An 11549-nucleotide genomic window follows, 5' to 3' on the forward strand; every position below is an offset into this window, starting at 1 on the left:
TGTCTATATCAATAGACAAATCATCTTCATGCGAGGAGTGAAGCGATGCGAGGACAGGAAGCGCGCGAGCAGGCCGAGCGGAAGGCTATGATGGCGACGCTGGCGCATGCGGCGGCCGATGAAATCACGCGTCTGTGGGACAGCTCAGGCCTGCCCTCCGAGGCCGAACTGCTGCGCGGCCCCGAAACCGGGCTGGTGACGGTGCGCGGCCGGATCGGCGGCGGCGGCGCGCCCTTCAATGTCGGCGAGGCGACCGTCACCCGCGCCACCGTGCGGCTGCCCGCCGGACAGGTCGGCCATTCCTACGCGCTCGGCCGCGACAAGGCCAAAGCCAGGCTCGCCGCAATCGCCGATGCGCTCTGGCAGGACCCGGCTCACCGCGAAGCGGTCGAAACGAAGCTCGTCACGCCGTTGCGGACAGCACTCGAAGAGGCGCGCGAGAAGCGGCGCGTCGAGACGGCGGCCACGAAAGTGGATTTCTTCACCATGGTGCGCGGAGAGGACTGATGGATATCGCCACGCAATCGATCGAGGGCGGCTTCGCCGATCCCGTCTTCAACGCTCAAGTCGTGTTCCGCGCCATCATGGATGCGATGGCTCGCCCCGGCAGCGTCCAGGCGCTGCCGCCGCTCGCCCATCCGCCGGCGCCGCTGTCGGCGACCGCCGGCGCCGTGGCGCTTTCGCTCTGCGACAACGACACGCCGGTCTGGCTCGATCCGCGGCTGCAGGCGGAGGCCCCGGTCAAGGCCTGGCTCGGCTTCCACACCGGCGCGCCCTTGGCCAACACGCCGGCCGACGCGCATTTCGCTTTGGTCGCCAACCCGGCGGAAATGGCGGCGCTCGACGGCTTTTCGCAGGGCACGCAGGAATATCCCAACCGCTCGACGACGCTCATCCTTTTGGTCGATGACCTTGCTTCGGGTCCGTCGCTGCTACTCGAAGGACCAGGCATCGAGAAGACGTCTATGATCGCTCCGACAGGCATGCCGCGCCATTTCGTCGAGCAGTGGAAGCAGAACAACCAGCGTTTTCCGCGCGGCGTCGACATCATCCTGGCGGCACGCGGCAGCCTCGCCTGCCTGCCGCGCACCACCCGCATCAAGACGATGGAGGCATGACATGTATGTCGCGGTGAAAGGCGGCGAAGCCGCAATTGCCAATGCCCACCGCCTGCTGGCCGACCGCCGCCGCGGCGACCGCTCGGTGCCGGCGCTGCGCCTCGACCAGATCGTCGAGCAGCTGGCGCTCGGCGTCGACCGCGTGATGAGCGAAGGCTCGCTCTACGACCGCGAGTTGGCGGCGCTTGCCGTCGTCCAGGCGCGCGGCGACATGATCGAGGCGATCTTCCTGGTGCGCGCCTACCGCACCACGCTGCCGCGCTTCGGCTACACCAGCCCGGTCGATACAGGCGCCATGCAGGTCGAGCGGCGCGTGTCGGCCACCTACAAGGACCTGCCCGGCGGCCAGGTGCTCGGCCCGACCTTCGACTACACCCACCGCCTGCTTGACCCGGAGCTTGCCGCCGGCGCCGAAGTCGAGGCGCCCGCGCAGCGTCCGACCGAGGCGGAAGTCATGCCGCGCGTCTCCTCGATCCTCGCCCATGAAGGGCTGATCGAAGCCGACGGCGACATGCCGCTTGACCATATCCCCGGCGACATCACGCGCGAGCCGCTGCAATTCCCGATGGCGCGTGACATCCGCCTGCAGGCGCTGTCGCGCGGCGACGAGGGTTTTCTCCTGGCGCTCGGCTATTCGACGCAGCGCGGCTACGCCCGCAACCATCCCTTCGTGGGCGAGATCCGCATTGGCGAGGTCGAGTTGGAGCTGGACGTGCCGGAACTGCCTTTCGCCGTGCCGCTTGGCTCGATCCGCGTCACCGAATGCCAGATGGTCAACCAGTTCAAGGGATCGGCCAAGGCGCCGCCGCAATTCACCCGCGGCTACGGCCTTGTCTTCGGCCAGAGCGAGCGCAAGGCGATGGCCATGGCGCTGTGCGACCGGGCGCTGCGCGCGAGCGAGCTCGGCGAGGATGTGATTGCCGCAGCACAAGACGAAGAGTTCGTCATCTCGCATTCCGACAATGTGCAGGCGACCGGCTTCGTCGAGCATCTGAAGCTGCCGCACTATGTCGACTTCCAGGCCGAGCTGGATCTCGTGCGCCGCATGCGCGCCGAATACGAGGCGCGCGAACATGAGGATAAGTCCGCCGAGGAAAAGCGGGAGGCGGCGGAATGATTTTAGTGTCCGCTACCGGAATGCCCGCTGCCGGCATCGAACGAGCCGCCGCCATAACCGCCGGCGCCGGAGCCACTGGTGCCGGCAACGGTCTCGCCGTGCGGAGGCTCCTTTGGCGCGGGGAGAAACATTTTCCGAAGCGCGAAGGCCGCGACGCCGGCGAAGACCAGCAAAAGCGCGCCAAGATGCAACCAACCGGTAGAGTCCATGTGGGCATGCTCCCGCGTCTTGGGTGCCAAATCCTTAGCACGAAGCGGATGTGATCGTCATGACCGACATCGCCACTTACAACTTCGCCTATCTCGACGAACAGACCAAGCGGATGATCCGCCGCGCCATTTTGAAAGGCATCGCCATTCCCGGCTATCAGGTGCCCTTCGCCTCGCGCGAGATGCCGATGCCCTACGGCTGGGGCACCGGCGGCGTGCAGGTCACCGCCTCGATCATCGGCCCCGATGATGTGCTCAAGGTCATCGACCAGGGCGCCGACGACACCACGAATGCCGTCTCGATCCGCGCCTTCTTCAAGAAGGTCGCCGACGTCGCGGTGACGACCGATACCGCCAGCGCCACCATCATCCAGACCCGCCACCGCATCCCGGAGCATCCGCTCGATGCCGGCCAGGTGCTGGTCTTCCAGGTGCCGATCCCCGAGCCGCTGCGCTTCCTCGAGCCGCGCGAGACCGAGACGCGCAAGATGCATGCGCTGGAGGAATACGGCCTCATGCATGTCAAGCTCTATGAGGACATCGCCAGGCACGGCCGCATCGCCACCACCTACGCCTATCCGGTCAAGGTCGAGGGCCGCTATGTGATGGACCCTTCCCCGACGCCGAAATTCGACAATCCGAAGATGCACCGCTCGCCGGCCCTGCAGCTGTTCGGCGCCGGTCGCGAGAAGCGCATCTATGCGGTGCCGCCCTTCACCGACGTCGTCAGCCTCGATTTCGAGGACCATCCGTTCGAGGTGCAGACCTTCGACCAGCCCTGCGCGCTCTGCGGCGCCGAGAACGTCTATCTCGACGAGGTCATCCTCGATGACCATGGCGGCCACATGTTCGTCTGCTCGGACACCGACCACTGCGAAAAGCGGCGCGCCGATCCTACCTCCCCCTTGTGGGGAGGTCGCGCCGAAGGCGCGGGTGGGGGTGATGGCGAATTCCTCTCAACCCCCACCCCGGCGCTGCGCGCCGACCCTCCCCACAAGGGGGAGGGTAAGGAGGCAAAATGACCGACGAACCGCTGCTGCGCGTCGCAGCACTTTCCAAATTCTACGGCTCGCGCATCGGCTGCGAGACTATCAGCTTCGATCTCTGGCCGGGCGAGGTGCTGGCGGTGGTCGGCGAGTCCGGCTCCGGCAAGACGACGCTGCTCAACTGCCTGTCGACGCGGCTGCTGCCCTCTTCCGGCACGGCAAGCTACCGCATGCGCGATGGCCAGTGGCGTGAGCTCTACCGCATGAGCGAGGCTGAGCGCCGCTTCCTGATGCGCACCGACTGGGGCTTTGTCCATCAGAACCCGGCCGACGGACTGCGCATGACGGTATCGGCCGGCGCCAATGTCGGCGAGCGGTTGATGGCGGTCGGCGACCGCCACTACGGCAAGATCCGCGCCACCGCCGTCGACTGGCTGTCGCGTGTCGAGATCGACGAGGACCGCATCGACGACGAACCTCGCGCCTTTTCCGGAGGCATGCGCCAGCGCCTGCAGATCGCCCGCAACCTGGTGACGGGACCGCGCCTGGTATTCATGGACGAGCCGACCGGCGGCCTCGACGTCTCGGTGCAGGCGCGCCTGCTCGATCTGTTGCGCGGACTGGTCACCGACCTCGGCCTCGCGGCGATCGTCGTCACCCATGACCTCGCCGTGGCGCGGCTCTTGTCGCAGCGCATGATGGTGATGAAGGACGGCCGCGTCGTCGAAAGCGGCCTCACCGACCGCGTCCTCGACGACCCGCGCGCGCCTTATACGCAGTTGCTTGTTTCTTCGATTTTGCAGGTGTGATGATGGCGCCAAGTCACCCCCCTCTGGCCTGCCGGCCATCTCCCCCTCAAGGGGGGAGATCGGCAGCTTTCACGCCCCGCTCGTTCTGCAACGCAGGTGAGTGGCGAAACCGAATGGGACAGCCAATCTCCCCCCTTGAGGGGGAGATGCCTGGCAAGGCAGAGGGGGGTGCTGTCCCGCCAACGAATGACGATTGGAGGACTTTCTGATGCCAACACCTCTCGTTGTCTCCGATGTCGCAAAGAGCTTCACCATGCATCTGCGCGACGGCGTCACGCTGCCGGTGGTGGCGGGCGTTTCCTTCTCGATCCGCGCCGGCGAATGCGCCGTGCTTGGCGGCCAGTCGGGCGCGGGAAAAAGCTCGATCCTGAAGATGCTCTACGGCAACTATGCCGTCGACGAAGGCCAGATCATCGTCCAGCATGAGGGCGGCCTGATCGATCTCGGCTCAGCCAGTCCGCGCACAGTGCTTGCCGTGCGCCGTCATACCATCGGCTATGTCAGCCAATTCCTGCGCACCGTGCCGCGCGTTTCGGCGCTCGACGTCGTCGCCGAGCCGTTGGTCGAGCGCGGCGAGGACAGGGAAACTGCCCGTGGCAAGGCGCGCACCCTGCTTGCGCAGCTCAACCTGCCCGAAAAACTCTGGGCGCTGCCGCCGGCGACTTTCTCCGGCGGCGAGCAGCAGCGCGTCAACATCGCGCGCGGTTTCATCACCGAGCATCCGATCCTGCTGCTCGACGAGCCGACCGCTTCGCTCGACGCCAGGAACCGCGATGTCGTGGTCGACCTCATCGCCGCCAAGAAGGCGGCGGGCGTCGCCCTGCTCGGCATCTTCCACGATCAGGATGTACGCGATGCGGTGGCCGACCGCGTCATCGACGTCACCGCTTTCGCCGCAGGCAGGATCGCCGCATGAAGAAGCTTTCTGAGGCGCCGCTGGTTCATCCGACTGCGCAGGTCGAAAACTCGACGCTCGGCCGTTGGACCGAGATCGCCGAGCGTAGCCGGGTCTCGGAAAGCGAGCTCGGCGACTATTCCTACATGATGCAGGACTGCGCCGTCTGGTGCGCCACCATTCGAAAGTTCTCCAACATCGCGGCAAGCGTGCGCATCAACGCCACCAACCACCCGACCTGGCGGCCGACGCTGCATCACTTCACCTACCGCGCCTCGGATTACTGGGACGACGCCGATCACGAGAGCGAATTCTTCGCCGAGCGCCGTGCCAGACGGGTCACCATCGGCCACGACACCTGGCTCGGCCACGGCTCGACCATCCTGCCCGGCGTGGCCGTCGGCGACGGCGCGGCGGTCGGCGCGGGTGCGGTGGTGTCGAAGGATGTCGCGCCCTACACAATCGTTGCCGGCGTGCCGGCAAAGCCGATCCGCGAGCGCTTCGACCGCCGCACCGCCGAGCGTTTTCAGGCGCTCGCCTGGTGGGATTGGGATCATGCCCGGCTGCGCGCCGCGCTCGATGATTTCCGCGAGCTCTCGGCCGAGGCCTTCCTGGAGAAGTATGGCGGCTAACGATCGTGAATGGTGAATGGTCAATAGTGAATGGCCGACGAGGTTCGGGCTAGGAAGCCTTCTTCACCATTCACCATTCACCATTCACCATTCACCATTCACCATTCACATCCTTGACACATGACTCGGACAGTAGGCGTTCTCCCCTAGGAGATCGTCATGCTCGACAAGGTAAGACCCTCGCTCGCCTCCTTCTTCGAAGGCACCAACCCGATGCCGCCGGTGCATCTCGGCACGCGCTACGACAGATCGGGCAACTTCCTCTTCGAGCCCGGCAACACGGTGGTCAGCCACCTCGTTTCGGGCTCGCCTTCCGAAGCCGCGATCATCGCGGTGCGCGAGCGCATCCGCGCCATGCCCGACGCGAACCGCCTCGCCTTCACGCCGATCTCCAGCCTGCACATGACCCTGTTCCAGGGCATCATCGAATACCGGCGCCGCCTTCCCTATTGGCCTGCCGATGTGCCGCTCGACACCGGCATCGACGACATGACCCGTCTCTGTCTGCAGCGCCTGCAGGGCTTTGAGCCTTGCCCTCCCTTCCGCATCAAGGCCATTGGCGTCACGCCGAACGGCCTTACGGTCGCCGGTGCTTCCGACGAGGATGAGCGCATCCTGCGCACGTGGCGCGACGCGCTGTCCGTGCCGTTCGGCTACCGCCATCCCGACCACGACACCTACATCTTCCACATCACTTTCGCCTACCAGATCCGCCGCCTCGCCGATGAGCGGGTATCAGCCTGGCAGGATCTGTTCGACGACTGCCTGTCGTTCCTCGAGCGCGAGGCTCCGGTGATCGAATTGCGCCCGCCGGCCTTCTGCAGCTTCAAGGACATGAAGCATTTCGAGGAATTGCTTGTCCTTGGATGAGCCCATGCATGTCGCCCAAAAGTGCCTGGCGGTTTTGGGACAACGACATGCATAAACGAGGATTCCTGCCTGTGGGTCGTAACAAAACTGACATCAATCCGACACCCCAGCTTCATGGGGCTGCGCTAGCGAAGGTTAACGGACCTTCAAAACCGCGACGTACCGGAGTCTTGCCATGTCAGCATCATCGGCCACGCTGGAAATTCGCGGCGTAACCCGACGATTTGGCAAGAACACCGCCGTCAGCGATATCAACGTCTCGATCCCGCAGGGCCAGATGGTCGGCATCATCGGCCGTTCCGGCGCCGGCAAGTCGACGCTTCTGCGCATGATCAACCGTCTCATCGATCCCAGCCAGGGGTCGATTTTTTTTGACGGCGCCGAGGTCTCGCGCCTGCAGGGCTCGCCGCTGCGCCGCTGGCAGCGCGACTGCGCCATGATCTTCCAGCAGTTCAACCTCGTGCCGCGCCTCGACGTGCTCACCAACGTGCTGCTCGGCCGGCTCAACCACCGTTCGACGTTCTCCAACCTGCTCGGCATGTTCTCGCGCACCGAATGCGCCGAGGCGGTGGCCGCGCTCGAGCGCCTCGATATCGCCCGCACCGCGCTGCAGCCGGCCGGCACGCTTTCCGGCGGCCAGCAGCAGCGCGTGGCGATCGCGCGCGCCATGATGCAGCAGCCGAAGGTGCTGCTCGCCGACGAGCCGATCGCCTCGCTCGACCCGCTCAACGCCAAGGTGGTGATGGACTCGCTGCGCGACATCAATTTGCGCGAAGGCATCACCGTCGTCACCAACCTGCACACGCTGGACACCGCCCGCGCCTACTGCAACCGCATCATCGGAATGGCCGCCGGCAAGGTCGTGTTCGACGGCGCGCCCGAGGATCTCGACCGCGAGGCCGTGCGCACCGTCTATGGCGCCGACGCCAATGGCGTCGAGATCTCCGAGGCCATCACGTCGACCAGCGTCACCATCAAGCCGAAGATCACCGCATCCGCCGGACCGCTCGAACCAGCCTTCCCTGGCTACTGAATCCATCGCCCGGACCCGAAGCGGTTCCGGGCAAATCGCGGATTTCAAGAGAGCAACCCGGATCGCCAGCCCGCGTCAAAGGCCAGACTTAAAAATTCGAACGCCGCCGGCGCGAAGCCGGAGCAACAGGAGAGAGATCAAAATGTTCAGGAAAATTGTTCTTTGCGCCGTATCAATGCTGGCCATGGCGGCAAGCGCCGCGCACGCTGCCGACATCAAGGAGTTCCGCGTCGGCATCCTCGGCGGCGAGAACGAAACCGACCGTCTGCGCAACTACCAGTGCCTTGCCGACCATCTGAAGGCCGAATTCGGCTTCGAGAAGGTGTCGCTGTTCCCGGCCGCCGACTATGACGGCGTCATCCAGGGCCTGCTTGGCGGCACGCTCGACTTCGCCGAGCTCGGCGCGTCCGGCTATGCCAGCGTCTATCTCAAGGACCCGAACGCCGTCACCCCGATCCTCACCACCAAGCAGACCGACGGCTCGACCGGTTACTATTCTATCGGCCTGGCGCTGAAGACTTCCGGCATCACCGACATCAAGTCGGCCAAGGGCAAGAAGCTCGGCTATGCCGACCCGGATTCGACCTCGGGCTACCTGATCCCGCTGACCCAGATTCCGAAGGACACCGGCGCCTCCAACGAGACCTACTTCGCCTCGACCCAGTTCAACGGCGGCCATGAGAACAACGTGCTCGCCGTCCGCGACGGCAAGGTCGACGTGGCGGTGGACGATTCCTCCGGCATCGGCGACTTCAAGAACGGCTACACCTCCGGCACCTTCCACAAGGAAGTCGCCAAGGGCGCCGTCGACCCGAACGATTTCGTCGAAGTGTGGCGCTCGGGCCTGATCCCGAATGGTCCGCTGGTCGTCCGCACCGCGCTCGGCGCCGACATGACCGCCAAACTCGCCGACTTCTTCACCCAGCTGCCGACCAAGGACAAGCCCTGCTTCGAAGGCGTCGAAGGCGGCGATTTCACAGGCTACGTGCCGGTGAAGCCGGACTTCTACAACGTCATCATCGAAGCCCGCAAAGCCGCGATCGGCGGCTGACGGCATCAGGAAAGAAGGGCGGCGTCTCTAAAACGCCGCCCTTCTTGCATGTTCCGATCATGACAGCCTCAGCGACAATCCACTCGGAAGCGACCCGGCAGCAGGCGGACGCCTGGCGGCGCCAGACCTCGCTTCGCCGCTTCTACACCGCGCTCGGCGTCGGCCTTCTTCTGGTCGCCATGTGCGCGACCATGTGGTTCGCCGACGAGGCCAATGCCGGCCATTTCTTCGAGCGGCTGCCGCATATCCTCGACTTCCTGAGCTGGCTGATCCCGAAAGACTGGAACGACGTCTGGCGGGCGCTGTTCGACATCGCCTCGCCGCATGACAAGGGCACACAGGAATTCAATTTCCCGCTCGGCCGCGTCTATGTCTGGGGCGGCTTCTACATCCCCGAATATTTCGAGCTGATGCTGACCACCGTCAACGTTGCGCTGGTCTCGACCTTCATCGGCTTCGTTTTCGCCGTTCCCTTCTCCTTCATCGCCGCGCGCAACCTGACGCCGAGCCCGATCCTGCGGCTCATCGTCAAGCGCTTCATGGAACTGCTGCGAGCCTTTCCGGAGATCGTCATCGCCGGCCTGTTCGCGGCCATCGTCTCGATCGGCCCGGTAGCGGCGATCATCGCCATCGGCCTGCATTCGATCGGGGCGCTGGGCAAGCTGTTCTACGAGATCAACGAGAATATCGACATGCGCCCCGAGGAGGGCTTGCGCGCGGTCGGCGCCAACTGGATCGAGCGGGTGCGTTTCGCCGACCTGCCGCAGGTGCTGCCCAATTTCATGTCCTACACGCTGCTCCGGATCGAGATCAACGTGCGCATCTCGACCATCATGGGCGCGGTCGGCGGCGGCGGCATCGGCGAGGAGCTGAAGCTTTCGATCTCGCGCGGCTTCGGCGCCAAGACGCTGGCGCTGGTGCTGCTGCTCTTCGTCACCATCTTCCTCGTCGACCAGTTCTCCGCCTGGCTGCGCCGCAAGCTGGTTGGTGAGCAGGCTTTCCTGATGAGTGCTGCTTAACCATGGCTATGACAGTCGACGAAATCAGGGCCATTGAGGAACGCCACCCGCAGATATTCCAGCGGCCGGCCTACAAGCGTTTCTGGCCGCTGCTCCTGATCGCGGGCACGGTACTCTACCTCGCCTACGCCTTGTGGTTCTTCAGCCTTCCGCAAGTGTTGAAGGAATCGCATTGGGAGCGCCTGCCGCTCTTCCTGTCGCAATGGATCAGCTACGACCTGCAGCCGGAATTCCGGCTCGACCAGCCTCAGATCACGCCGAAATATCCGCGCTTCTCGGCGCTTGGCGAGAACCCCAATCCGGACTGGGTGATCAGGAATCCCGACGGCACCTTCACCGTGCAGATCGACGGCGAAGCCAAATCCATCACCTTCGACAAGACCAGGGCGACGATCGTCGCCAATGGCGAGACCATTCCGATATCGCTTACCGGCGGCAAACCGGTCGTCACGGGCCCGGTGCCGGACTGGGTGACGGTGCATGACGACGAGGTCGTCGCCAAGATGGGCTTTGCCGGCGAGGTGCGCGTCACCGTCGACCGCGTCAAGGTGCGCAAGCGCTTCCTCGGTTGGGCGAACTTCGTCTTCGACACACGCTCGCCCTTCTTCGGCAAATCGGCGGGCGAGGTGTTGTCGCTGATCGTCTCGGGGCCTGAGCTCCAGCCCGGCACGTCGAACCTCGCGCTTGCCGTCGACAACATCTGGAACAACGCCCAGTGGCAGCATGGCGACGTCTGGACGAAGCTGTTGCAGACCATCGTCATGGCCTTCCTCGGCACGCTGCTCGGCGGCATCGTCGCCTTCCCGCTTGCCTTCTTCGCCGCCCGCAACATCACGCCGAGCGGCCTGCTCAGCCAGGTCTTGAAGCGCTTCTTCGACTTCATGCGCTCGGTCGACATGCTGATCTGGGCGCTGTTCTTCACCCGCGCCTTCGGCCCCGGCCCGCTGGCCGGCAGCGCCGCGATCTTCTTCACCGAGATCGGCACGCTCGGCAAAACCTATTCCGAGGCGCTGGAGAACATTGACGACAAGCCGCGCGAAGGCGTGCTGTCGACCGGCGCCAACGGCTTGCTCGTGCAGCGCTACGGCGTGCTGCCGGAAGTGGTGCCGATCTTCATCAGCCAGACGCTCTACCAGTGGGAATCGAACACCCGCGGCGCGACCATCATCGGCGCCGTCGGCGCCGGCGGCATCGGCCTGAAGCTATGGGAGGCGATGCGCACCAATTCGAACTGGGCCAACGTCTTCTACATGGTGCTGCTGACGCTGCTCGTCGTCTTCGTCTTCGACAACATCTCGAACTTCCTGCGCCGCCGGCTCAGCCGCACGCTGCATGATTATAACCGGCTGCAGGCGGCGCAGGGTTAACTCACGCAGCGCCATCACTGCCGGTGGCCAACCGTGCGCTTCGTCATCCACGGGCGGAGCAAGGAGCGAAGCGACGCGGCGCAGACCCGAGGATCCATTCCGTGACGTCTGCACTAGGATGCAGCTGTGCAGAAGAGACGTTTATTCGCATCCCCTATCCAGTACTGTTGCGGAGCCTCGACGTCACGGCATGGCAACTGTGTTCATGCGAATGCGGTTTTGTCTCTGATGATGGCATTGAGGACGACCAGGAGCTTCCTTGCGACGGCGATGATGGCGAGTTTTTTTGGAACCCGAGCGGGCGGCAAGGTCGGTGTAGATTTTTTTGAAGCGGTCGCAGGTTCGAATGGCACTGAGCGCCGCCATGTAGAGGGCGCGGCGCACGCGCGATCGCCCGCCCTGGATCTGGCTCCTGCGGTTGAGCTTGCCGCTCTTGTTGTCGA

General features: G+C 64.7%; 13 protein-coding genes and 1 pseudogene. 12 read left to right on the top strand and 2 right to left on the bottom strand.

The window, feature by feature from the left end:
• Window positions 1–45: 45 nt before the first annotated feature.
• From phnG to RFM40_RS21115, 3 genes are read left to right on the top strand one after another with little or no spacing between them, the layout of a single operon-like run.
• The gene (gene phnG, locus RFM40_RS21105) at window positions 46–507 is read left to right on the top strand and encodes a phosphonate C-P lyase system protein PhnG (protein ID WP_320228114.1); all 462 of its coding nucleotides are present in this window, start codon (window positions 46–48) and stop codon (window positions 505–507) included.
• Window positions 507–1118, top strand: coding sequence for a phosphonate C-P lyase system protein PhnH (gene phnH / locus RFM40_RS21110; protein ID WP_320228113.1), 612 nt, complete (start codon window positions 507–509; stop codon window positions 1116–1118). The genes phnG and phnH overlap by 1 nt, the downstream gene beginning before the upstream one ends.
• A 1-nt stretch (window position 1119) precedes the next feature.
• A complete protein-coding gene (locus tag RFM40_RS21115; RefSeq protein WP_320228112.1) occupies window positions 1120–2235 on the top strand; it encodes a carbon-phosphorus lyase complex subunit in 1116 nt (371 codons plus the stop codon).
• A gap of 2 nt (window positions 2236–2237) precedes the next feature.
• On the opposite strand, the gene RFM40_RS21120 is transcribed toward RFM40_RS21115, so the two are convergent.
• Entirely contained in the window at window positions 2238–2444 is a 207-nt protein-coding gene (locus RFM40_RS21120; protein ID WP_320228111.1) for a hypothetical protein, read from the bottom strand.
• Between the two features lie 59 nt (window positions 2445–2503).
• On the opposite strand from RFM40_RS21120, the pseudogene RFM40_RS21125 reads away from it, so the two are divergent.
• The 9 genes and pseudogenes from RFM40_RS21125 to phnE (RFM40_RS21165) form a co-directional block, all read left to right on the top strand.
• Window positions 2504–3337 (top strand): annotated as a pseudogene (locus RFM40_RS21125) (alpha-D-ribose 1-methylphosphonate 5-phosphate C-P-lyase PhnJ); the annotation flags it as partial.
• Between the two features lie 125 nt (window positions 3338–3462).
• Window positions 3463–4239, top strand: coding sequence for a phosphonate C-P lyase system protein PhnK (gene phnK, locus RFM40_RS21130; RefSeq protein ID WP_320228110.1), 777 nt, complete (start codon window positions 3463–3465; stop codon window positions 4237–4239).
• Window positions 4240–4447: 208 nt separating this feature from the next.
• Window positions 4448–5155: a phosphonate C-P lyase system protein PhnL gene (gene phnL, locus RFM40_RS21135; RefSeq protein ID WP_320228109.1), complete on the top strand. Its 708-nt coding sequence runs from the start codon at window positions 4448–4450 to the stop codon at window positions 5153–5155.
• The gene (locus RFM40_RS21140) at window positions 5152–5766 is read left to right on the top strand and encodes a DapH/DapD/GlmU-related protein (protein ID WP_320228108.1); all 615 of its coding nucleotides are present in this window, start codon (window positions 5152–5154) and stop codon (window positions 5764–5766) included. Before phnL ends, RFM40_RS21140 begins: the two co-directional genes overlap by 4 nt.
• Window positions 5767–5925: 159 nt before the next feature.
• A complete protein-coding gene (locus RFM40_RS21145; protein ID WP_320228107.1) occupies window positions 5926–6636 on the top strand; it encodes a DUF1868 domain-containing protein in 711 nt (236 codons plus the stop codon).
• Window positions 6637–6811: 175 nt separating this feature from the next.
• Entirely contained in the window at window positions 6812–7669 is an 858-nt protein-coding gene (gene phnC / locus RFM40_RS21150; protein WP_320228106.1) for a phosphonate ABC transporter ATP-binding protein, read from the top strand.
• Window positions 7670–7811: 142 nt separating this feature from the next.
• Window positions 7812–8720 (top strand): phosphonate ABC transporter substrate-binding protein, encoded by a 909-nt coding sequence (phnD, locus tag RFM40_RS21155; RefSeq protein ID WP_320228105.1) that lies wholly within the window; start codon window positions 7812–7814, stop codon window positions 8718–8720.
• 59 nt (window positions 8721–8779) lie between these two features.
• Window positions 8780–9739, top strand: coding sequence for a phosphonate ABC transporter, permease protein PhnE (phnE, locus tag RFM40_RS21160; protein WP_320228104.1), 960 nt, complete (start codon window positions 8780–8782; stop codon window positions 9737–9739).
• 2 nt (window positions 9740–9741) lie between these two features.
• Complete coding sequence (phnE, locus tag RFM40_RS21165; RefSeq protein ID WP_430691718.1) at window positions 9742–11106, top strand: phosphonate ABC transporter, permease protein PhnE; 1365 nt, start codon at window positions 9742–9744, stop codon at window positions 11104–11106.
• A gap of 183 nt (window positions 11107–11289) precedes the next feature.
• Here phnE (RFM40_RS21165) and RFM40_RS21170 read toward each other — a convergent pair.
• Window positions 11290–11549: transposase (locus RFM40_RS21170; protein ID WP_320278134.1), on the bottom strand; the 260-nt coding region annotated here is incomplete at its 5' end.

It is taken from the genome of Mesorhizobium captivum, assembly GCF_033977165.1.
Lineage (GTDB): Bacteria > Pseudomonadota > Alphaproteobacteria > Rhizobiales > Rhizobiaceae > Mesorhizobium > Mesorhizobium captivum.